Raw genomic sequence first — 22,668 nt, 5'->3', positions numbered from 1 at the left:
CAACAGCGGTAGAACCTCATCTCTTTTTGCGTTCCGGCAGCAATACCACCCCTTTCCAAAAAAACAACTTTGCCCAAAAATATCCTGCCCACGGCAGGGCAAACGCGGCGACCGGCTCCATAAAACCCGTAGTGACTGTTAATCCGGAAAGCGTAAAAAACATCACGATCCCCAGAAAGTACCAAAGCGGAACCAGGCCACGACCTCGATGCTCAATGTCATGTTCCGTGATAGCCTTCTTTGCCTTACGGACCGACCGTTGGCTATAGGCTTTCATGCGACTGGCAAAATGTCCGGGAAACTCCCGCAAAAGATACTGTTGGTATTTTGTTTGAACGATTCCCACAAGCACACCGGCGATGATGAGTGCCGAGCTGTAGGTAAACGTTTCCCATCCATACGTTCCTGCCCAGAATTGAAAGCCTAAGGCGATCACTCCGACGACGACCGAAATCAACCCCAACAAACTGGCAGGAAGCAGGATATTGGTTCGGACAAACTCCTGGGCTTTTTCCGTATCGTCCTCATGACGTTTAGCCGTGATCATTTTTGGCATATGTTGGTCTCCATAAACGGTCTAGTCGGAAGATGTTGGGCTTGCCTCAGAATCCGTCTCATCCAACCCATCGTCTTCTGCATCTGGAATGCGATAGCGCTCACTAAACCATCCCTCCAAATCCAACAATTGACATCGTTTGGAACAAAAGGGTCGAAAGACATTTCCTTCCCATTGTTCCACCTTGCCACACATCGGACATTTCACGGTCATGTCGTTCCTCCCGAGGGAGTGAGGAAAACACGTGTTGCACCTTTGAAGGGACTTATATCAATGCCTTTTCGCCCTTTGGCCGGGCTCACGTCCTTCTCCGCACACTCCGCTCGCCCAAAACAGCGGCGACCTCTCCTTCGAGGGACTTCAGGGCAGGGCTAAACAAGCCTTTATTTTAACCTCACTTATGATTTCCCGTGCGGGATTCTGTCACTCATCTAGTCCCTGAAAAGAAACAACACGAAAATATTCAACAGGCCTCCCGATACACCCGGCCCCTGTGTTCAACCCAGCATTCATAAACCGATAGGCCCCAAGCCTGGGCAAGTCAGTTTTGTGCGGTGCCATGTTAGACATGAAATTGGGCTTCATACAAACCGGCGTACAATCCCCCTCTCGCCAGTAGTGTTGCATGATCGCCTTCTTCCACGATCTGTCCATGTTCCAGGACCACAATCCGATCAACGGTCTGCAGAGTCGACAACCGATGGGCCACGATAAAGGTCGTCCGCCCCCGCATCAACTCATCCATCGCAATGCGAATCTCGACTTCGGTTTCAGTGTCAATATTGGAGGTAGCTTCATCCATGACCACAATGGGTGGATTTTTGAGTAGCACTCTGGCAATGGCGATACGCTGTTTTTGCCCAAAGGACAATTTCACCCCGCGTTCCCCGATCCAGGTGTCATACCCGTCAGGAAGCGCTTGAATAAATTCATGCGCTTGCGCAGCGCGCGCCACCGCTTCTATTTGATCGTGTGATGCCGACAAGTCTCCATAGGCCAGATTGGCCCGCACGGTTCCATTGAATAAAAATGGCTCTTGCTGCACAAAGCCGATTTGTTCTCGAAGGTAGAATAATGGGAGATGACGAATATCGTATCCATCCAATTCAATCGCTCCCGCCCCTACATCGTAATACCGGAAGAGCAGTTTCATCAGCGTGCTTTTTCCCACCCCGCTCGGCCCGACCAAAGCCACATGCTCCCCCGCCTCCACCGTCAGTGAAAGATGTTCATAGACCGGCATCTCCAGCCGATAGGCAAATGCCATGTCCTTCCATTCGACTTTTCCCGACAACCGGGGTTGAACGGGGCGAAGGTGTCCCTGGTCCGGCACGGCCGGCTCTGCATCTAAGATATCGAACACCCGTTCACTGGCCGCCAAGGCATGCTGCAATAGATGATTTACGGAATGAATTTGGTTGACCGGGGTATAAAACAATACAAGGTAAGACAAAAACATGACTAGCTCACCCGTGGAGAGACGACCCGCCACCACCTCGCCCGCCCCATACCAGACAATCAGGACGGTTCCCAGGCTTCCGATGAAAATCATTCCCGGAGAATAAATCGACCATAAATACATGGCTTTCAGGTTGGCCTGGCTGTACTTGTGGCTCATGTCACGGAAACGCGTCTGTTCGTAGGGTTGTCGATTGAATCCCATGGTTTCCCGAATCCCGGACAAGGAATCCTGCAGATAGCCATTGAGTTCAGCGGCCTGCTGACGGATATCGTGATAATACCGATGGACCCGGCGGGTAAATCCCACGCCTCCGATGATTAGAATTGGAATCGGCAGCAGCACAAGAACAGCCATTTTCCAGTTCAGCATAAATAAAATAGTGGTAATGCCAACCAGGGTCAACGTAGCCGTTAACATGCCCTCAAGCCCGTCAATAAAAATACGTTGCACATGCTCCGTATCGTTCACGACACGCGACATGATTTCACCCGTCGATCGGTTTTCATAATAGGTCAACGACAAGCGTTGCAGGGCCGCGAACACTTGTTGTCGAAGCCGATGCACCACCCGTTGCTCAAGCGTGTTGTTGAAACGGATTCGGAGAGAATTACAGAGATTCTTCAATCCATAGGCCAGGAACAATCCGACCAACACCCAGGTCAGGACATCCATATTTTTGGCCGGGATGACGTCATCAATCACGATTTTGATGAGCCAGGGTGGAAGCAGTTCCAGTGCCGTCGTTACCCCGGCAAAGAAGAAGGTGACACACACGAGCCCGCGATAGGGGGCCAGGTACGACAGAACTCGGAAAAGTGATTTCACGGGAAGCTTAGAAACCTTTTTCGTCGACAGATGGCGTGATCCTGATAGGAATCACGGAAACACATTCGTGGAATTGATGAGCAGAAAACGCTCGACGGTTAGCTCTATCAAGCAGGGATTAAATCACCGGGGCGGATTCTTCACGCCAATAGGCATCAAACTCGTCCAATTGGGTCAGGGTCGACATATCAGCCATCCGATCGATGAACAATTTCCCGATGAGGTGGTCCATTTCATGTTGGATACACACCGCATAGAGCCCGTTGGCTTCGAAGTCTTGGAGTACCCCTTGTCGATCATAGGCCTGCACACGGATCATGGACGGCCGGATCACCCTCCCTCGCATATTATCAATGCTGAGACATCCTTCCCACATTTCACTCTGTGAGGGACTATAAAACACAATTTTTGGGTTAATGAGGACCGTCTTGGGAAAACCATCCTTCCCCTCACATTCCATGACGACAATCTGTTCCGAATGTGCCACCTGCGGGGCTGCCAATCCGATTCCCTCATACTGAACCATCGTCTCAAACATATCATCAAGGAATGCCTGAACTCGCCGACTCCCGATTGATGCAGGGTCCACAGGCGTTGCCTGTTGCCGGAGAACCGGGTTGCCGATTTTTGCTATAGGTAATACTGCCATACACCTTACTCCTTTTCGCGATCGTCTAAGTCTGTAATCTCATATACATGGCACTCCATCGACCACCGTCCGGCGACGAGCCCAAACTACCCTTGTTAAAGAATCGGTGTTAACTCACATTCTGGTCTGCCGGTGATCGAGGGTGGTTTGCGGGTGACGGTGTCACACCCAATCGGTCCTTATTCTCTTCCCACCAAGCCCACCATTCCTTCACCCATTCCTTTCTGTCTTCGGGTGTCGAAACTTCCCAATCATGGATTGAGCCACTGAATTTGGTGAGAATCCAGAAAGAATCCCGCGCTGTGATCGACACATATTGCTCTGGATCTGAAATGGCACTGATAATAACAGGCAGCACTTCCTTTCGAGGCACTCTCCGTGATTCAAACACAGCCGTGTTTCGAATCGTGGAATTGGGATCTTTCACCATCACCTCGATGGCCGGAATGACTTGGTTGGGATCTAATCGTGTTGCCACACGCAAGGCATGGGATCGGATTCGTGATTCTTCATCCGGGTTCATGGCCACCTCCAGTAAGCCCGGGATTGCAGAAGGATCGTTCAACATGGAGAGGGTTTCCACGGCGTTAAACCGGACTCTGGGCACCGGCACCTTGAGCGCTTTCACCAAATACGGGATCGAATGTTTTCCAAAAAAGACAAACTCTCCGATGGCCCAGAATTCTTGCCGGCCCTCAAGCATTGGAATAAGCGCTTCCAGACGCTCATGATCCTGGGGCGTTAAGATGTCAGGGGATTCCGTCGCCTCAACCCCCGTGGATTCCGGAGGAGGAGGAGCCTCATAGGGCATTTGCGTCAGATAGACGGGGAAAGGACTTCTTCCTGGTTCCTGAGCCCACAACGGGGCGCCACACAGGAAAAAGGCACCAACCACCCAACATATTGTCTGTGACCAATTGGTGATTCGCTTCGTCATGAACATCCCTTTCGTGAATCCGCGTATATAAAACTTAGCAATCAGATAGTCTAGTAGCAGATGGCTAAAAGGGTCAAGCCAACCTAGTGCACCTTCAGCTCTGTCCAGGCTCGATCATAATAGCGAATGGCGTCCTGCACGTCTTCCAACCACTCCATCCGGGCAAGCATATCACTTGGCGGGTAGATAGCCGTATTCGTACGAATGTCTGCCGGCAGACGATCCCGAACATGTCGATTGGATGAGGCAAATAATAGTCGCTGCGATGTGGCGAGCGCCACCTCTTCATCTAAAAGATAATTGATAAAGTCCATCGCCAGCGCTTGTTGAGGGGAACTGGCCAAGACCGCCAGACAATCCGTCCACATCATTCCGCCTTCCTGGGGGAGGGCATACCGGATTGACGGATGCTCACGCATCGCCCTGGCGATCGGCCCGCCCCAGGCATGCGCTAACACCACTTCACCGGCCACGAGGAGTTGGTCAAACTGTTCACTCGTATAAGCCTTGACCAATGGCTTTTGCCTCATCAACTTATGTTTGGCTTGTTGAATGGCCTGGGGATCGACACTATTGAGCGAGTAGCCTAACGTCTGAAGTGCCATCCCAAAGACTTCCCGTTCATCATTCAGCAAGCTGATTCGACCGGAAAATTTCGGATCCCATAGGGCGTCCCAACTGGTTGGCGGCTCCGTCACGACATCAGCATTATACCCCATTCCAACCGTGCCCCATAAATAGGGAATGGCAAACCGGTTTGTGGGATCAAACGAGAGCTGTCGCAGGTGAGGCTCCAGATCCTGCACATGAGGAATTTTTGCCAGATCTAACTCAGCCAGTAATCCCAACCGTCCCATGATCCCCGCCATAAAATCAGATGGCACCACGACATCATACCCGGTCATGCCGCTCTGCACTTTGGCTAATAACTCTTCATTGCTACTAAAGGTATCAATCACCACCCGAACCCCTCGAGTCGCTTCAAATTTGGCCACCACACCCGCATCCACATAATCGGACCACGTGAAATAATACAGTGTAGAGTGCTTGGAAGGTGGCGATTCTGGGGAAGTGGAAGATTCGGAACATCCCCCCGCCACCAGGAGAGTCAAGAGGACGACATACAGAGGTATCAGATTTCTCACATGCAAACTTTCATCTATACGAAGATTCAGCCGAGGCCGGTGTGGACCGCTGTTGTACGAACCAGGACAACCCCACGCACAGCATGGAGACCACCACCAAGACCGACGACAAGGCATTAATCTCCGGGGTCATCCCTGTTCTGATCATCGAAAACACTTTAAGTGGTAACGTCGTCGAACCGGGACCTGCCACAAAAAATGTCACCACAAAGTCATCTAAAGATACGGTAAACCCTAACAAGCCTGCCCCCCATATTGCCGGGCGTAACAAAGGAAGCGTAATCCGGGTGAGCACATCCCATGACGTGGCACCCAAATCACGGGCCGCGTCTTCCCAGGCAGGGTCCAGCTTCCGGAGTCGTGCCCTGACGATGACGATGGTCAGCGGCAGATTGAAGACCATATGTCCGATAATAATGGTACCAAACCCCAGGTGAACCTGACACAAAACAAACACCATCAATAAGGCCACACCCAATAAAATTTCCGGTATGACCAGGGGCAATATCAGGATCATATTGACCCAGGATTTGTGCGGTCCTTGACGGGTCTCCAGACCAATGGCGGTCCCCACTCCAAGGATGAGAGCCATTCCGGTTGAGAGCAATGCAATGACCACACTATTGACGGTCGCCTCGAGAATCGCCTGGTCCATCGCCAGCTTTTCATACCACTGAAACGTGAACCCTTTCCACGCTACTCCCATCGTGGAGGCGTTAAAGGATAGCCCGATCAGAATGACCACCGGCAAATATAAAAACACCATGACCAGCAGGCTCATCACAATGAAGCTGGACGGCATCCGTTTCATGACGGATCCTTCTCAACGGACGTACGACCCAACAGAAACCAGAGGAGAAGGACAGTTCCCATTAATCCGAAAGAAAGCGCGGATCCAAACGGCCAGTCTCGTGCGACCAGGAATTCTTGTTGGATGAACGTCCCCAGCATCATATTTTGTCCTCCACCCAACAGATAGGGCGTAATAAAGGCCCCGAGGGAAGGAATAAAGACCAACACCCCACCGGCCAGAAAACCCGGCGTACTGAGAGGAAGCAGCACATGTCGAAACATCCCGGCCATGGACGCATATAAGTCAAACGCCGCATCCTCCAATTGCGGAGAAATACGTTCTATGGCCACCACCAGAGGAAGCACCATAAAGGGCAGATAGCCATACACCAGTCCCACGAATACCGACAGATCCGTGAATAACAGGGAAAGTGGCTCATCCAGCAATCCCAACCTGATCAACAGGCCATTCAGAATTCCGTCCGCTCGAAGAATTAGCACCCACGCATAGGTGCGAACCAAAAAATTCGTCCAAAATGGAATCATCACAAGAGTCAGCAATATGAGTTGCCAGGGCCGGGAGGACCTGGCCAGACAATACGCCAAGGGGAACCCCACCACCGCACAGATGAAAGTCGTCAGTCCCGCCAGGAAAAGAGACCGGAGGAATATCAATCCCACAAGCGGATCGAAGACACGTTGATAATTTTCCAGGGTAGGGATCCAGGTAATTCCCCCATACATTCCCCGACTCGCCAGACTTACACCAAAGACCAATATCAGCGGGAGAAAAAAGAACAGGCCTAAAAAGAGAATTGCCGATAGGAGGGACAGCTTGACAGGAAAAGCGGAAGATGTGTCAGAACGATTGTTCAGCATGGTGCCGGATGGGCGGGCAAGACCATTCCCTCCTGTGCACGCCATTGCACATACACCGGCTGACCAACGGCCAATGGTCTGGCCTGCGCTTCCGCGATCGGCACACGAGCCATCCAAATCGCCTCGTCCCGAAGCCGAACATGATACACCACTTCATTCCCGGAAAAAGCGACTTGGTGCACAATCGCCTGAAGCCTATTGTCATATCCGTTAGGGGACATGTCAGAGGACACGTGTATGCGCTCTGGGCGAACCATAACCGTGACGGCCCCCTGCAGAGAATCTTGCGGAGAACACGTGACCTTCACGGGTGCCAAGACTTCATGTGCAACCCGACACAATCCACCTTCACAGGAGGCGATGGTACCGGACAGGACATTGGAAAGACCGATAAACTGAGCTACCATGGAAGATACGGGGCGATCATAGATCTCCTGAGGCGTCCCCACTTGCAAGACCTTCCCACCCTGCATGACCGCAATTCGATCAGACAGCATGAGGGCCTCATCCTGCTGATGAGTCACGCAAATAAATGTCGCTTTCACTTCCCGTTGTAACCGCTTCAGCTCTCCTTGCATCTCCTGACGTAACTGCTGGTCTAAAGCAGCCAAGGGCTCATCCAACAGCAGGACCACGGGACGATTCACTAGGGCTCGTGCGAGCGCCACCCGTTGCTGCTCCCCTCCCGACAATTGCCCTGGAAGGCGCTTCTCCTTTCCTTGCAGACGCACCAGAGCCAACATGTGACTCACCGCCGTGTGAATATTGGCTTGACGTTCCCCTTTCATGTGTAGACCGAAAGCCACATTCTCAAACACTGACAGATGCGGGAAGAGCGCATAGTGCTGAAACACCATATTTACCGGTCGCTTATGTGGAGGATCTAAGGTGACAACACGTTGCTGAATAACAATGTCCCCTTGATCGGGCCGATCTAATCCGGCAATTAATCGAAGGATGGTGGTTTTCCCCGACCCGCTCGGCCCCAATATAGAAAAAAACTCTCCGCTTTGGATAGACAATGACACATGATCCACCGCCCTCACGAGGCCATGAGTTTTGATAACCTTATCAAGTACGACGCTTTCATTCACGAGCCAGAGATCCCTTCCGGGAGGAATGGACAAATCGCCAGGGTGACGATTCTAGGAAGGGAGGAAAATGGAAGTCAATGCAGGGGCAGCGGCCTTGCCATGCCAACTGCAATCTCTTGAAGGGGAGCGAGGAGCTAGAAAAATCTAGGGCGACTGTCGGGATGGCTGGAGATCCGCTTTAGGCATTTGAGGCGGGCATACGCATCAGGGACTGCTAAACCGCTATTTGAAATGTCGGATTTTGGCTCTGGAGTGCCTTTCTTAAAGGCCTAAGCTCCAGAAGTTGAGAAGAAATTTGATTGGCTCGTCCTCTTAATTTTCATCTGAGATATCCTCGACCCCAATACACCTTTTTTACTCCGTTCGCTGTGGAAGGGCTGAAGATTCCATCTGACGTTGCTCAAAGGCCACCACGGCATCAACCGAATCATAGATAGGCACGATCTGGGGAAAATTGACAAATGTTAACATTTCACGGACTGCCGGCTTTGGCTTGACCATACTGAGTCGAATGTGTTTCCGATTGAGGTGGTGATAGGTGAGAAATAATTTGCCTAAGGCACGACTATTCAGGGTGGTCAACGCTTCCATATTCAGAATGATGTGCTTGCCCTGTATTTCCTGCACTTGTAAGACAGCCGCCTCTAAAGCAGGTTCCGCAGACCCATCAAAGCATGTCCCGAATGTAATAACATGCATATCGTCAATGGGAGTGGGTTGGGTAGGCATCGTAGACATCACGGTTTGATAATTTTCATTTCGGTTTTTCTCTTCGGCAACTTAAAATAATTCAATTCTCATTCCCAGAGGATCAGGCAACGGATCGGACTTCAGGCTTTTCCTGCATAATCGGAATAATGGTGGCTAAACCCGCCAGATCCAAAAGTGCCCTAACAGAGGGCTTTGGATTGATCACCGTCAAGGCCATCCCTTTCCGTCGAAGCGAATGATAAAGCAACAACAGTCTTCCAATGCCTGCACTATCCATAGACGATACTCGTGAAAAATCCATGACGACGTGATGGCAAGGTCGTCCCTCTCCCGCCGCCAACGCCGTTTCCACCGGGACCCGTCCAAATTTATCGAACCGACCAGAAAGCATCAAAATTCTCGTTCCGTTCTCCCACCGTGCTCGTACCAACATGTACCTGTCCCTCCTTAATTAACCGTGATGCATTTTGGTATTGACTAGCCCCTGCTTTGCTATCCTTCAAACCAGATAATCAGCAACAGATGTGCCACGCTCAAATTTGAGAATATTCCGGGCTCCCCATTTTTCATTACAAAATTTCCTTCAAAAAACAGGTGTGTATAAAACATGGCATGACACAAGGCTTTCGACCTCCTACCAACCGTCAAGCAGACCTTACCCAATGGGTAAAAACGTTCTATGAGAAATCTAATGGACAGTGCAGTCTCCTGCCCCCACATGTAACACTCCAGTGGAATAATGGGGAGCCCTACAGACAAGAATGGCTATGACGGGCCTGGGTTAACGCGCTAACAGGTGGGAAGGGTGAGGGAAAGCCCAAAAAAGTGGCAATCTACTTCACCTCCTACAAACACCCTGGAATGCATGTTTTCAGAATTCATTTTCCCTCCCCCAGGTTCATCCGTTTTGGCCCTCTTCTCACCTAAAAACTAGTTTCATTCTCCTTCTTTGAGAGACCGAGAGAAGAAAACACCCTGAATCTTATCCTCGTCATCAAATTAGCTTCCCTGTGTGAATAAGATACGGTCTGTATTAATTCCGATACTTGGGTCTGCATGATTAGATCGAAAGTTCCCTTTTGCAACCATCCCCGTTTCTTTTAATAAAACAATTAGTTAGCCACCTGAAAGCCGGTCAGAGTGGATACGCGGAAATTCGTGGCATTAAGGTTGCTATTTACAATAACCAAGAACAAAAAAGAAGAAAACAGAGGAAAAAGGAGGACACCATCATGGACTGGACAACATTATGGATGATCGAAACGGTTGTAGCCTTTTTGGGAGTCTTCTCCCTTCACTGGTTCCGGGGTTAGCAAAACACATCTCTCAATTAAGAGGGGTGATCATCAAGACCGAATATTGAAAAAGGATTTTTGGACTATGCTGTCTCATGCACTCTCCTGGTGTCCAATAGAGGCCGTCAATTGGGGAAAGTTTTCACCCACCTATCCTTTTCGATTCAATGGGCCAGGATACCTTTACTGCATGTGGTGTGCACATTACATTCGCTTGGTTGCGGTCTCGAAAGAAGGGGCTAAATGTTCCGACTGCCGCCGGGACTTGGCTGTTACCCTTAGATAATTCCGGCAGAACGAGAGAAAGCCCGTAAGGTGCATGGTTAATTAACGCTGATGCGCAAAAAAGAAAAAATACATAACCAATATACACCGGAAAAGAAACATGGAAATGATACAATTTGATAACTTACGACCCAAGGTGAAGCGCCACACTATTATGCCCAAAACCTTCCACTAAACTTCATCCTCCCTGAAGATATTCATCCTCGGTGGCTATCACATCTTGCATCTGTTGCGAAGTTTTCCATGCGGATTCGTGACAAACTAAACCCTGGACATACGATACATACCCCTACCTGAAGTAGCCCTAAAGGGACATATTCCCTAAAACAAATACAGAGCTTGCTTACCGTAAAACCCCGGGACCTGGATTAGAGGATCATAGAGCAGGGTCAGGCCGATGCCTGAAAGAAGAAGCAAAGGCATTTAACCGTAGATTTCTTGTCGGACCGCCTCGTGCTCAGACGCATAGACCGGAACGCAGTCGGGAAGGTGACAGCCTTCCAGTGCGGCTCGGACATTAGGAGAAGGCCCCACGATACTTAGCCCAATGCGTTGGGGTTGTAGTTTATGGTACCAGAGGTACAAGAGCCCGAGACCCACCGAGTCAATCCCGGTGATGCCCATGAAATCCAGGATGATGTGTTGACATCCCATGCCCTTTGTGCCGAGGATCAGGTCACCGATACCAATGGTTGATTGTCGATCAAACCGTCCGGTGAAGATAATAACGGTGGATTGGTGATTCAGTTTTTCGCAGACTTGGAGCATATAATCTACCTCTTAATTTGTAAAGCACCAAAATGGGAAGTTTTAATGCGTAGAGCTATATTCAATCTTTTTCGGATGGGCCTAACAATTACTCGTTAAGACTAGAGTTAGGTATCAGTGATCTTCTTGAACAACTTTCACACCAAAAAGGTACGACTCATGGAACTGCAAAAAAGGACGGGGGATAGGGGTTATTTCATGTCGTGGGTAATTGGGAGTGTCTAGGAATTTGTGAGGGGGGGGAACCGGAGCCAAGCTCAAGCGATCGAAAATTTTCACCACGTACATGACCGGGGGTAAGCAACAACAAGTCAAGACCAAAAAGGGTATTATGATGGGTAAAATTGGCCGTGAGCGGATCAAGGGTCCAATGTCTTTTCAAGCCTTAACCGTCGGATTTTTTGAACCACAAATTTTAATGCTGGGATCTTAACGGAGGGATATTCAATTCGATGCAGCGGAAAGGCATTCAAGACTGCTTCTTAGAATGATGGCATTCCAGGACTCCGGTTTCATGATTTCCGGTAAACGGCCATCACCAATAGGCGACGTGCGGGGAAAGATCATTTGACTCTCTTGCCCATCTCCGGGCATGAGAATGGGCAACTTTACCCAATTTAACAGCTACCACGCGCCTGCCCCTCAAGCTGCGAATTCGATTGGTGCCGGAGACCGGGGTCGAACCGGTACGAGCTGGTAAGCCCGAGGGATTTTAAGTCCCTTGCGTCTGCCTATTCCGCCACTCCGGCATCGCAAAGATTGGCGACGAGACTGTACCACTCCTTAAAAACCGGTGCAAGATTTTCAGACAGAAACATCGGTAGAGGATAACCTCAAGCATCCCCCAGTCATTTCCCTTTTTTCTTTTGGTTTGATGCCGGACGTACAGGTCAAAAAACAAGAGGATGCGAATATTTCGCATCCTCTTGTTCAAGAGCCACTGATGGTCCTATGAAAGCCGGATACTTAATTGACTCGAACAACCATATGATTCCGCCGATTCTCCTGGAAACAATCTTCACTTTCGTTTTGACAAAATGGTCGCTCTTTTCCGTAGGAAACAATCTTGATCCGGTCCGGTTGCACACCTAGATTCACCAAATACTCCCGTGCCGCATCTGCCCGCTTTTGGCCGAGCACCAGATTATAATCCTGTGTCCCTCTTTGGTCGCAGTGACCCTCAATCGTCAAGGCCTTTCCAGGATTCGCTTGTAACCATTGCGCCCCTTCTTCAAGATACTTGGCGGCACTGCTGGAAATATTCCAACTGTCAAAGGCAAAGTAAATATCCTGCACCTGACCATGTTGGATCCCCATGGAACCACTAAAATTCGACTCAATTATCGAGCCATTCGTATCGGTTCTCCCAATTCCCACTGAGCCGCCCCCTGGCTGGCTTCGGCCATTGGCAATGCTCGAGTCAGGATTGACATATTCCGGAGAAGGACCGCCATGTTCCTTCTTATAGGTTTCACCCCAGGTCGCAGGATTCACTCCTCCTTGAGAAGAGCCATCATTGAGAGCCGCGGACTTCGACGGATCACCATAAAAATCCCGGCTATTTTTGCCGTTTCCCAAATAGGCATTTGCCCAAGCTTCTGGATCAGGATTTTGACTGGACGCCATTCCATTTTCAAATCCAGACACCGATCCATGATTAGGGCCAGATCCATCCACACCGGGGTATTGGTGTCCATAGTTTGAACCACCTTGGCCCAATTTTCGTTCCGCTCCCCGAATGGTGTCTGGATTCGAATTTGGATCTGCCCCATTCACTCTGTCTTGAGAATTGGAACCATCGGGATGCTGAGAAGCCTTGACTCCATTGACCAATCCACCATTTCTTCCACTTCCCTCAACTGAACCGTTGGCCTGACTCATAATTCTATCGGGATCGAATGCATTTCCATCTTCACCTGAAGCCATCCCATCCCCTTCCGAGTTGGCCCCAGTTCGGACCGAATGGCTACTACATCCCGAAGCCATAAGGACCCCCAGCATGACCACGACTATTAAGTTGCTACGATTTGGACAAACCCACATGAGATCCTCCTGGTGCAATGGTGACTGTTGGTATCATGAGGTATGGGGGAAGACTAGTCCTTCATCCTCCTATACGGAATAATTCTGAAAAAACCCGCTTAAATTTTGTTCATTCTTCCGCAATAGACACGTGCAAATCCTTATCGGTTGCTTTGCAGAAAAGTTAAGGATGCCTCATAACCAACGGTATAAAGCCCAATTGAGCACTGTACCGAGGACACCACGTATCCGTTCCACCTCAACTACATGGAGGAAATGGGAACAAACCTTCCCTCGCTGTATCTGAAGGAAGAAAAGAAAGATAAATTCCCCGGTCCGGTTGAACCGGGGAATAGGGAAAGATTTTGAATGATTAAGAAGAAATACCGCTGGAATGAGAAATTCGGGGTCAGAGGTTTGAGGCTGGATCCTGTAAAATCTCCGATTGATACCAGACCCAGAATTTACCGACCCCCTCCGGCACGGAGGTTTGCGGGTCATATCCCAATAGCCTGCGGGTCTTGGAGATATCGGCAAAAGTGTAGGCGATATCGGCATCTAACATAGGTGCGGGAACGAGCTGAGCCTGGCGCCCTGTTAATTGTTCAATCCCTTTTACAAAATCACCAAGAAGAACCGGTTCGCCTCGTCCAAGATTCAAAATTTCGTACCCCATCGGACGGTCAACCGCCGCAACCAGGCCACTGACAATATCTTCGACATACGTCCAATCTCGATGCATGTTTCCATTGTTATAGAGGGGGACTTCACAGCCGGTGAATATGTTATCTAAGACTTTATAGGCCATCATATCGGGACGGCCACGCGGGCCATAAACGGTAAAAAATCGAAAGACGGTGCAATCCAAACCATATAAGTGGTGATAGGTATACCCTAGCAATTCACTTGCTCGTTTACTCGCTGCATATGGGGCAAGCGGTTTATCACACGAATCTTCCGGAACAAAGGGAATGGTCTTTGTATTACCATACACCGAAGAGGTTGATGCAAACACAAACGTGGGAGAAGGTGAATGTTTGTCCTGTGAACCAATCCGTCCCACACACGCATCCAATAAGGCCATCGTTCCCATCACATTGACATCGTAATACAGCGCAGGATCATCAATGGACACTCGAACACCCGCCATCGCCGCTAAATGGACGACAGCGTCAAAACGATGATCAGAAAAAAGATGTGCAACCAATTCTCGATCACGAATATCTCCTTTGAGAAACTGAAACGTGCCAGGCCATTTTCCGGTTTTGGCATGTTCGGTTACCTCTCGAAGGTTTTTTTCTTTACGGACAGGGTCATAGTAATCATTGAGATTATCAAGACCAATTACTTGATCTCCACGTCTGACCAATGCTTCCACTGCATGGCTTCCAATAAATCCCGCAGCACCGGTTACCAATATCGTTTTACCCACGGACACTCCTTTATATTTCTTACAGGGTTCATATTTGGCACATCTTCTCGCTGACGGTCAAATTGATACACTTCTGCATTAATTTTTTCGGCAACTACCGTGTGCTGCTTGATAAGCAAGAGCAATTATAGTTCGAGTATCTCTAACTCTTGATCACTTAATTTACCTGAATCAGACTTTCGTCAATATGACGACTGACTCCATATTCACTTGAGGGACCTCTATTCCATTGCTACAATGGAGAATGCTCGACCCTATTGTGTGTGGGATCGTCAAAGATCCCGAAACCCTAGAAATTACCGACCTTGGAACCGGAAAAGATTTCGAAGCCGAAGTCGTTGTCTACAATTGTGATTGTCATACCTACCAACAAGTCGTCAGTCTTTTTTGTCAAGTGATTCCCGGCATGACCCCCAAAAAAGCCTTTGAATTAGCCTGGCAGATTGATCACCACGGAAGTGCAATTGTCTTTCAAGGTGACATAAAAAACGCTGATGTAATTGGAAAGCAGCTGGCAGCAGGTGGCTTGCGAGTTGAAGTCCGCTACTGAATTCTGACACCACACGACAGAATCGTCTACTTCCCCAAGTTATTTTTTCTTCACGCGGGCCGGTCTCGCAGACAAGGTAGATGTTTTTTTGGCTTTGGCAACTGAAGCAGATTTTTTATTTTTTCCAGCTTTGGAAGCAGTTTGTACCGGCTTTCCTTTTGAGGGCTTTGCCCCTTCTTTGACCTTTCCAATTTTCTTGGTGGGCAATCCCGACTTCACTTTTGACTCTTGCACTGAATTGTGGGGTAAGGGGACAGGCGTCATGTCTGCTGGAGAAGCTCTAGAGATTTTTCCCAATTTCTTCACGCCTTTGCCCGTGCCTTTCCCTGAAGATCCTGTTGGCGTGGGCAAGGGGAACGATGGAAGTTTCTTTTTTTTCAGGGCGTCACCTGAAAACACACGAACTTGATACAATTCGAATAACGATTCAACCGCCTTTTGATCCCCTTTCCGTGCAAGCGTGAGAAGGCGACGGCGTTGATTCATTTCTTCTTCTTCCGTATGGGAAGTGACGCGCCGTTCCATGCTCAACTCCTTTCCTTATCGCGAAATCAAACTTGCTGACATTCCACTGCAGGCCGCATCTTACACTAAACCTCATGACATTGGCAATATTCCCTAATGAACATTTCTAGGCTTTAGGAAGTATTTTTTTATCAGGAAAAAATCACGTGGATTTTGCTCAAACCGATGTTTGGGAGAATTACCAACAAGAGGCCAGGATACAAAAATAAAACACGGCACAATAGCCTTTGATTTTTTCGTGAATGAATTTGGTGGCCTTTCTCTCGTCGAAAAAGAGGTGCCCATCATTCTGAGTTGGCCATGATGTAAGGAAAAACTGTAGACATGATTGCCCCTTTTCACCAGAGAATATTTGCAAATTGAATCGTTCCCCTAAAGACGAACCTATAGAGAACCTTTTCGCTTACCCATTTCTATCCTGAACAACCGCTGCTTGATTGACAGGCCAAAGAAACCACCGATATAGTGTTTTGACTTTCCCCATTGAATTTTCAAAGAAATTTCCATTTTGTGCTGCTTCGTTCATTCTTATCCAAAGGCTATTCTGATGACCCAACGCACCACTCCCTATGACATTGAACAAATCGGATATACCCTTGTGCGATTCAATAGTACAGGAATATTTGAAACGCACAAAGACCACATGGTAGATCCCTATGCCGATACACGACCCCCTAAAGGCCCGCAGGTGGAGGGCATTCAATTCGCCCCACAAGAGGCCAACAAAATCTTACCGGCTATGGTCCTCCTGCATGATCGCTATGGACTCACGTCCCACATTCAGGAATTAGCGAAAGGTCTCTCTTGTCAAGGGTACGTAGTCCTAGTTCCCAACTTGTATGTGAGACAGGGTGGGATGGTGACGGCCAATGCTGAAGTGGCCAATGCCTTAATGGAGCGAGTCAATGAACAACAAGCCTTGCAGGATATCAACGCCAGCTTTGAATTTCTCAACGCCAACCTCACAGAAGATTCCTTATTGGAAAGAACCACCCGAAACGCCCATGCAGTGATCGGGTTTGGCATGGGGGGAACCCTGGCAATAAAAACTGCCGCCCATCGGCGTCGTCTCCAGGCCGCAGTGGCAATCTCTGGGACTTTGCCAACCGATCTTCAATTGGCTCAACGCTTGTATTGCCCTCTCTTACTCCAGACACCAGGACAAAGCGATCTCAATTCGGCAGAAGAACGTGACCAGTTTTCCCAAATGGCCAAAGAAGCCGGGAAAAAGATCGAAGTTCGATCTTATCCTGAAGCCTCTGATGAATTCTGGCAAAGTAGCACTCCTAGCTACCGGGCATCAGATATGGAAGAAGCCTTGCAGACCTCAATAGACTTCATCAATGCGATCATCAACAAAACCATATAAGCATCAATTTGATTTTCGAAAATCATGGCCGACTCGTTTCATCAATTCATCCATACCGAGCACTTACGCTTACGTTAAGAAATCTCATGGCTTGGCGTGGCAATCGAAATATAGGGTTGATTCTTTGGCTTATTGGCGCCCACTTTTTTCTTTTCAGTTCTCTTTCCCCCGCATTTGCCAATCAGAGATCAACCGGACTCCCCTCGGCCTTCCTTAAAGAACACCGTACACAAATACTTCAACTTGACTCTGATGACGAAGCCTTAGCCTTCTTCAAATCCACAACCACCATAGAGGCTAAAGGCTCTCGTATATACAGGAATTCACATTCGGTACCTGCGAAGGTGAACCTCCCGGCAGAGATCATCGAAGCCATCATTCACTACTTAAAATCTCTGGCCGTCTCCAACCAGGCGCAATTATTACGGGAGATCCTTTTAAAGCCAACAACAGGCATCCCGCCACTTTCCAACGTCATCCCCGGCGAATCGCACTTGCAATGGATCATGACACACTCCACCCTTCAAGGCTTGAAATCCATAATTGATGGCTATGGACAAGTATCAGCCTGGTCTCACATGACGACTTCCTACCCAGTTCCCCCTGACGAAGAGTTTGCCAAATTTGCTTCATATTACGACCAAACTTATCAGGATTGGGATGACAGCCCACAATCCTGGACAAGCCTTTTTACACAGTACGGCCAAAAGGGTATCGAAGATCGATTACTCGAGTATTGGCAAACATCTAATCACCCAGCCAATACGCACCAGCCCTTCCTACCCATTCAAGATGCCTATACCCAGCATTACATCCAAACCCGGCTCTTACCGATGTTTAGAATGACCCTTCTGACCAAAACCAGCGAGTTGGAGGCCACGGCAAATGGGAAAGCATGGGAGGCCTGGCAAAAAATTCAGCAGTGGCAACAACAGGAACAAGCTAATTCTGCCAGCACTCGGCTGTGCGGAACCTGGCGATGGGTGGTACATAACCACCAAAACCATGGGGATCGTAAAATGACCGTCACCTTTTCGCCCCCTGAACAATCCTCACCGTCTCAAATTGCCCCATCCGCCATTGAGATTCATGGGGATACGGTCTATCTCAAATGGACCTTTCCCCAAGGAGTTCAGGAAGATAGTTTGCTCCTCAGCAACAATGACTCCCATCTTGAAGGCACTTTCAAAAACTCCCTCGGCCCTCATGGCAGTATTTCGGGTAAACGTTTGTCGACCTGCCAACCCTAGCCTTTCTTCCCGGTTCGTTTCTCCTTTATCTCTCTTCCGCATTCTCCGAAAAGGTGTAAAATATCCCTAGGAGGGAAAAGAGGATGATCGCCCATGATTCATTAGAATCTGACATTCAACGTATTGGACAGACATTCGCGAAAAATGCTCGTCACCATACGCCAGGATTCTGGGATCACCGCTGGTGGACGTCACTTCTCCTAGATTGGGGAACCCGTGATGAACAATTCAAGGTACAGCTGTTTCGCTTTATTGACGTCCTTCCCTCCCTTCAGACGGACGCACAATTTGTGCGTATCCTGAAGGAATACTTTCAAGACCTGCCGTCTCTCCCTAGTCCCCTGAAGTGGGTCCTTAGTCGGTTTTCAAACAATTCCCTTACGGCCCAAATGGGCACACGGATATTGCGGCGCCAGTTTCTGAAAATGGCCTACACGTTTATGGCAGGGGAAACCGTCAACCATGCTGTCCCCACGCTCACACAACTTTGGCATGCAGGAAGTGCGTGTTCTCTTGATCTGCTTGGGGAATCCACGGTCAGTGAAGAGGAGGCTGATCATTATCACACGCGATGTCTTCAGACGTTGACCCAATTACATGACGTCATCCCGCAATGGAAACATCAACCCCTATTAGAAAACGATCATCTCGGCTCTCTCCCCAGGATCAATCTTTCTATCAAACTCTCAGCCTTATATTCGCAATTAGATCCGATCGATCCTGAGGGCAGTTACGCAGGCGTTGCTCCCCGTCTACGCTCAATTTTGGACCTTGCCCAGGCCTTGCCTGCCTCTCTTACGTTTGACATGGAGCAGGCCGAATTGGAGCCGCTCATTCTCATGGTCTTTATGCGTGTATTTTCTGAACCGGCCTACCAACACTTCCCGCATGCAAGCATTGCCATACAAGCCTATCTTAAACACACTAACGACACCCTGGATACTCTTCTAGCATGGGGAAAACAGCGAAATACCCCATTTGGTATTCGCCTCGTCAAAGGCGCCTACTGGGATTCTGAAGTTATTCGCTATCAACAACAAGGCTGGCCCATCCCGGTTTATCTAAAGAAAACGGACACCGATGCAAACTACGAATACCTTGCTCACCGGATTCTGGCCCATCGAGACTTCATTCGCCCGGCTTTTGGCTCCCACAATATTCGAACATTAGCCGTGGTCCGGGCGATGGGAGACTCACTTCGTCTCCCGCCGGGAACGTTTGAATATCAGATGTTGTATGGCATGGCTGAGCCGCTACGTGATGCCGTGGTGGAACAAGGATTTCGGCTTAGGGTCTATGCCCCCATTGGGGAACTCCTTCCGGGTATGGCCTATCTCGTGCGTCGCTTATTGGAAAATACCTCCAATGAAAGTTTTATTCGACGGCAATATGAAACTGCCGAGTCACTTGATCATCTGCTAGTGTCACCCTCGAACGGGAACAGGAATGGGGAGGAGGCGATGTCTCTGGAAAGTCAGTCGGAAGCCACATTACGTGATGGAGACAATTCTGACAGATTCGCCAACGAACCGCATTCGGATTTTTCTCAACAGAACAGACAGCGGGATTTCTCTCTCGGCCTCGCACACATCGCCCCTCTCCTGGGACAAATCCATTCCTATCCGCTTCCGACCCCGATGCCTTGGCTTGGGCCAGAACTGATCTCGACTAATCCCAGTTTTCCTGACCAAATCATTGCCAAATTTCCAACTCTGTCTCCTGAACAAATTGATTCCATTGTCCAGCGCGCTTACGCCCATATGAGCACATGGGCAAAAGTCCCTTCGCACACCCGTGCGCAAATTCTATTTCATGCTGCCGAGCTGATGCGACAACGTAAGCCTGAATTAGCCGCGTGGGAAATATTGGAAACAGGTAAGCCGTGGCGGGAAGCGGATGCGGACGTCGCTGAAGCCATCGATTTCCTGGAATTTTATGGACGGGAAATGATTCGTCTGGGCACTCCGGAGCGGCTAGGAACAGAGCCAGGGGAACACAATCAACGGATTTTCCAACCACGAGGGTTGGCCGTGGTGATTTCGCCGTGGAATTTTTCGTTAGCCATCCCCACCGGTCTTGTTTCGGCGGCCTTAGTCACTGGAAATCTTGTCCTATTTAAACCATCCGAGCGTTCACCGATGATGGGGTACCACCTCTTCATGCTGCTCATGGAAGCAGGGTTACCTGAAGGCGCCTTGCAGTTTCTGCCCGGTGGACCGGAGGTGGGACAGGCCCTTGTCAAACACCCCAAGATACACCTCATCGCCTTTACAGGATCACAAACGGTGGGATTGAATATTATTCAAGAGGCCAGTCACGTGTCGGCTGGGCAACGACATATCAAACATGTCATTGCCGAAATGGGCGGAAAAAATGCCATCATTGTTGATGAAACGGCCGATCTGGATGAAGCCGTGGTTGGAGCGTTAGCCAGTGCAACAGGCTACCAAGGACAAAAATGCTCGGCCTGCTCTAGAATTCTTATCCTAAAGGACGTGTACCCCCAATTTCTTGAACGGCTCAAACAGGCGGCTTCAAGCATTCCGATTGGTTCACCGGAACACCCTGGAAACCGTATGGGACCGCTTATTGACCGAAGGGCACTGGAACGAGTTCGGCACTTTGTGCAACTTGGGAAAACGGACGGTACCTGCATTCTTGATCGGCAGCTTGAGGGACCTGGGTATTTTCAAGGGCCGGTGATACTGGCAAATCTGCCACCTTCCCACCCAGTCGTTCAGGAAGAAATATTCGGCCCGGTGATGGTTGTCATGAAAGTTTCCACAATTTCGGAAGCATTGGAATTAGCCAATGATTCCCCCTATGCCCTGACTGGAGGGATATACTCACGCAGTCCTGCCAATATTCAACTGGCTCGTGACACATTTGATGTGGGGAATTTGTATATCAACCGACCGATTACCGGATCATTAGTGAGCAGGCAACCCTTTGGAGGTCATCGATTATCAGGAATCGGCCGGAAGGCCGGAGGAAGCGGGTATCTTGAGCAATTCATGGTGGAAAAGGTGATTACGGAAAACACGCTTCGCCGTGGCTTCGCTCCGACTCAATAAGGCGACATCAGATGCCACGGTCACCTTTTCTAATTCCTCAATTACTTCGACCATGCGTTCATTCTGACTACGAATGGAAGGAATGGTTTGGCGTTCAATGTATTTGAGCAATCCCACTCCTCGAGCAAACCAGGCCGTCATCGTATCCGTTCCTTGAATGGACTCCCCGCTCTCAGACAAGTGCACCTTCATGATCATTTTAGCTTCAAGACGAATGGCATCCTGATATGTGCCAGCCGGTACGACCACGGTATCCTGCCCCTGAACAGACACATTTGCCACAATATCCACGGTTTCTTTTTCTCCATCACGATCCACATCCATGCCAAAATCCAACCCGGTCCGGTGAAATTGCTCAAAAGAGCTGGGTACCTCTAAGGGGAATCGAACGATTTGATAGGGCACCAGTTGGCGCTCCAACGTCGTGCCGGGTTTCGACCCATAATACCGGATCCCTGCAATATCCCGGAAATAATAACTATCCGACGGCCCTTGATTCCCAGGATTGGTATCGTTGAAAACGGTGACCTTCACTCCTTCGAGGACTTCTGTCCCTATCACTTTTGAAACATTCGTAAACCGGGAATTCTCATTTTTAATCTGGACCATGCCCCCTTCGATCATCGTGCCCTGATACACCCATTCATTCCCTACTTGATCAGGAAAATACTCATGACTGTTATCTATTACAATTTTCGTAGAATCAGCAGAATAGACCGTGCCTGGGAGGAACACCAGGGAAAAGCCAAGGAAAACCAAGGTTCCAGCTGTGGACAGAATTCCACGCGATGTAAATGAATTTTTCATAGGCAGAAAGTGATGTGAACCTACCATAGGATCATTAAAACCGGCAAGACACCAACCAAGATCAACCGATTCAGACCGCATTCAAGGTGAAAACCCTGCAATTTTGCTTGACAGACTATTCAAGGATTGACAATTTTTCTTTCCTATGCAGTACTAGAAAACAAGGAGACCGAATGGCAATCAATGCAGGACGACACCAAGTCAGTCAAATACCACCCCCCTCATCTCGCTTCTTCACCTT

General features: G+C 49.2%; 20 protein-coding genes and 1 tRNA gene. 4 read left to right on the top strand and 17 right to left on the bottom strand.

Annotation, left to right across the window (positions count from 1 at the left end; genetic code table 11):
* Positions 1 to 16: 16 nt before the first annotated feature.
* The 15 genes from LX98_RS06215 to LX98_RS06145 form a co-directional block, all read right to left on the bottom strand.
* Positions 17 to 556, bottom strand: a complete 540-nt coding sequence (locus LX98_RS06215; protein ID WP_496428075.1) for a hypothetical protein — start codon at positions 554 to 556, stop codon at positions 17 to 19.
* A 21-nt stretch (positions 557 to 577) separates the two neighbouring features.
* Positions 578 to 769: a DNA gyrase inhibitor YacG gene (locus tag LX98_RS06210; protein WP_496428074.1), complete on the bottom strand. Its 192-nt coding sequence runs from the start codon at positions 767 to 769 to the stop codon at positions 578 to 580.
* Between the two features lie 349 nt (positions 770 to 1,118).
* Positions 1,119 to 2,843, bottom strand: a complete 1,725-nt coding sequence (locus LX98_RS06205) for an ABC transporter transmembrane domain-containing protein (RefSeq protein WP_496428073.1) — start codon at positions 2,841 to 2,843, stop codon at positions 1,119 to 1,121.
* Between the two features lie 118 nt (positions 2,844 to 2,961).
* The gene (gene def, locus LX98_RS06200) at positions 2,962 to 3,492 is read right to left on the bottom strand and encodes a peptide deformylase (protein WP_496428072.1); all 531 of its coding nucleotides are present in this window, start codon (positions 3,490 to 3,492) and stop codon (positions 2,962 to 2,964) included.
* Positions 3,493 to 3,601: 109 nt separating this feature from the next.
* Entirely contained in the window at positions 3,602 to 4,429 is an 828-nt protein-coding gene (locus LX98_RS06195) for a HEAT repeat domain-containing protein (RefSeq protein ID WP_496428071.1), read from the bottom strand.
* 83 nt (positions 4,430 to 4,512) lie between these two features.
* Positions 4,513 to 5,574, bottom strand: coding sequence for an extracellular solute-binding protein (locus LX98_RS06190; protein WP_496428070.1), 1,062 nt, complete (start codon positions 5,572 to 5,574; stop codon positions 4,513 to 4,515).
* 10 nt (positions 5,575 to 5,584) lie between these two features.
* Complete coding sequence (locus LX98_RS06185) at positions 5,585 to 6,385, bottom strand: ABC transporter permease subunit (protein ID WP_496428069.1); 801 nt, start codon at positions 6,383 to 6,385, stop codon at positions 5,585 to 5,587.
* Positions 6,382 to 7,290 carry an ABC transporter permease subunit gene (locus LX98_RS06180; RefSeq protein ID WP_496428068.1) on the bottom strand — a complete coding sequence of 303 codons (909 nt, stop codon included), beginning with the start codon at positions 7,288 to 7,290 and terminating at the stop codon, positions 6,382 to 6,384. The genes LX98_RS06185 and LX98_RS06180 overlap by 4 nt, the downstream gene beginning before the upstream one ends.
* Positions 7,239 to 8,339 (bottom strand): ATP-binding cassette domain-containing protein, encoded by a 1,101-nt coding sequence (locus LX98_RS06175; protein ID WP_496428067.1) that lies wholly within the window; start codon positions 8,337 to 8,339, stop codon positions 7,239 to 7,241. The genes LX98_RS06180 and LX98_RS06175 overlap by 52 nt, the downstream gene beginning before the upstream one ends.
* A 354-nt stretch (positions 8,340 to 8,693) precedes the next feature.
* The gene (locus tag LX98_RS06170) at positions 8,694 to 9,068 is read right to left on the bottom strand and encodes an STAS domain-containing protein (protein ID WP_496428066.1); all 375 of its coding nucleotides are present in this window, start codon (positions 9,066 to 9,068) and stop codon (positions 8,694 to 8,696) included.
* 82 nt (positions 9,069 to 9,150) lie between these two features.
* Positions 9,151 to 9,483, bottom strand: coding sequence for an STAS domain-containing protein (locus LX98_RS06165; protein WP_496428065.1), 333 nt, complete (start codon positions 9,481 to 9,483; stop codon positions 9,151 to 9,153).
* A gap of 1,570 nt (positions 9,484 to 11,053) precedes the next feature.
* Positions 11,054 to 11,398 (bottom strand): STAS domain-containing protein, encoded by a 345-nt coding sequence (locus LX98_RS06160; protein WP_496428064.1) that lies wholly within the window; start codon positions 11,396 to 11,398, stop codon positions 11,054 to 11,056.
* Between the two features lie 660 nt (positions 11,399 to 12,058).
* A tRNA-Leu gene (locus tag LX98_RS06155) sits at positions 12,059 to 12,147 on the bottom strand.
* A gap of 217 nt (positions 12,148 to 12,364) precedes the next feature.
* On the bottom strand, positions 12,365 to 13,441 hold the full coding sequence (locus LX98_RS06150) for an OmpA family protein (protein ID WP_496428063.1): 1,077 nt from the start codon (positions 13,439 to 13,441) through the stop codon (positions 12,365 to 12,367).
* A 388-nt stretch (positions 13,442 to 13,829) separates the two neighbouring features.
* Positions 13,830 to 14,852, bottom strand: a complete 1,023-nt coding sequence (locus LX98_RS06145) for a GDP-mannose 4,6-dehydratase (protein ID WP_496428062.1) — start codon at positions 14,850 to 14,852, stop codon at positions 13,830 to 13,832.
* A 244-nt stretch (positions 14,853 to 15,096) separates the two neighbouring features.
* On the opposite strand from LX98_RS06145, the gene LX98_RS06140 reads away from it, so the two are divergent.
* A complete protein-coding gene (locus tag LX98_RS06140) occupies positions 15,097 to 15,402 on the top strand; it encodes an ATP-dependent Clp protease adaptor ClpS (RefSeq protein ID WP_496428061.1) in 306 nt (101 codons plus the stop codon).
* Positions 15,403 to 15,441: 39 nt separating this feature from the next.
* Here the strand turns inward: LX98_RS06140 and LX98_RS06135 are convergent, their stop codons facing one another.
* Positions 15,442 to 15,927 (bottom strand): hypothetical protein, encoded by a 486-nt coding sequence (locus LX98_RS06135; RefSeq protein ID WP_496428060.1) that lies wholly within the window; start codon positions 15,925 to 15,927, stop codon positions 15,442 to 15,444.
* A gap of 547 nt (positions 15,928 to 16,474) precedes the next feature.
* Between LX98_RS06135 and LX98_RS06130 the strand changes: the two genes are divergently transcribed.
* From LX98_RS06130 to LX98_RS06120, 3 genes are all read left to right on the top strand, one after another.
* Complete coding sequence (locus tag LX98_RS06130) at positions 16,475 to 17,296, top strand: dienelactone hydrolase family protein (protein ID WP_496428059.1); 822 nt, start codon at positions 16,475 to 16,477, stop codon at positions 17,294 to 17,296.
* A gap of 86 nt (positions 17,297 to 17,382) precedes the next feature.
* Positions 17,383 to 18,546, top strand: a complete 1,164-nt coding sequence (locus LX98_RS06125; protein ID WP_496428058.1) for a hypothetical protein — start codon at positions 17,383 to 17,385, stop codon at positions 18,544 to 18,546.
* Positions 18,547 to 18,629: 83 nt separating this feature from the next.
* A complete protein-coding gene (locus tag LX98_RS06120; protein WP_496428057.1) occupies positions 18,630 to 21,620 on the top strand; it encodes a proline dehydrogenase family protein in 2,991 nt (996 codons plus the stop codon).
* Here the strand turns inward: LX98_RS06120 and LX98_RS06115 are convergent.
* Complete coding sequence (locus LX98_RS06115; RefSeq protein ID WP_496428056.1) at positions 21,513 to 22,427, bottom strand: hypothetical protein; 915 nt, start codon at positions 22,425 to 22,427, stop codon at positions 21,513 to 21,515. The genes LX98_RS06120 and LX98_RS06115 overlap by 108 nt on opposite strands.
* Between the last annotated feature and the right edge of the window lie 241 nt (positions 22,428 to 22,668).

Source organism: Nitrospira marina, assembly GCF_059568365.1.
This window is presented reverse-complemented; position numbering and strand designations above follow the sequence as displayed.

Excerpts from the sequence above, each read along its gene's own strand:
- LX98_RS06210 (WP_496428074.1), bottom strand. The coding sequence starts at position 769 with ATGACCGTGAAATGTCCGATGTGTGGCAAGGTGGAACAATGGGAAGGA.
- LX98_RS06115 (WP_496428056.1), bottom strand. The coding sequence starts at position 22,427 with ATGAAAAATTCATTTACATCGCGTGGAATTCTGTCCACAGCTGGAACC.
- LX98_RS06120 (WP_496428057.1), top strand. The coding sequence starts at position 18,630 with ATGATCGCCCATGATTCATTAGAATCTGACATTCAACGTATTGGACAG.
- LX98_RS06150 (WP_496428063.1), bottom strand. The coding sequence starts at position 13,441 with ATGTGGGTTTGTCCAAATCGTAGCAACTTAATAGTCGTGGTCATGCTG.
- LX98_RS06180 (WP_496428068.1), bottom strand. The coding sequence starts at position 7,290 with ATGGCGTGCACAGGAGGGAATGGTCTTGCCCGCCCATCCGGCACCATG.
- LX98_RS06135 (WP_496428060.1), bottom strand. The coding sequence starts at position 15,927 with ATGGAACGGCGCGTCACTTCCCATACGGAAGAAGAAGAAATGAATCAA.
- LX98_RS06185 (WP_496428069.1), bottom strand. The coding sequence starts at position 6,385 with ATGAAACGGATGCCGTCCAGCTTCATTGTGATGAGCCTGCTGGTCATG.
- LX98_RS06130 (WP_496428059.1), top strand. The coding sequence starts at position 16,475 with ATGACCCAACGCACCACTCCCTATGACATTGAACAAATCGGATATACC.
- LX98_RS06215 (WP_496428075.1), bottom strand. The coding sequence starts at position 556 with ATGCCAAAAATGATCACGGCTAAACGTCATGAGGACGATACGGAAAAA.
- LX98_RS06195 (WP_496428071.1), bottom strand. The coding sequence starts at position 4,429 with ATGACGAAGCGAATCACCAATTGGTCACAGACAATATGTTGGGTGGTT.
- LX98_RS06125 (WP_496428058.1), top strand. The coding sequence starts at position 17,383 with ATGGCTTGGCGTGGCAATCGAAATATAGGGTTGATTCTTTGGCTTATT.
- LX98_RS06140 (WP_496428061.1), top strand. The coding sequence starts at position 15,097 with ATGCTCGACCCTATTGTGTGTGGGATCGTCAAAGATCCCGAAACCCTA.
- LX98_RS06170 (WP_496428066.1), bottom strand. The coding sequence starts at position 9,068 with ATGCCTACCCAACCCACTCCCATTGACGATATGCATGTTATTACATTC.
- def (WP_496428072.1), bottom strand. The coding sequence starts at position 3,492 with ATGGCAGTATTACCTATAGCAAAAATCGGCAACCCGGTTCTCCGGCAA.
- LX98_RS06160 (WP_496428064.1), bottom strand. The coding sequence starts at position 11,398 with ATGCTCCAAGTCTGCGAAAAACTGAATCACCAATCCACCGTTATTATC.
- LX98_RS06165 (WP_496428065.1), bottom strand. The coding sequence starts at position 9,483 with ATGTTGGTACGAGCACGGTGGGAGAACGGAACGAGAATTTTGATGCTT.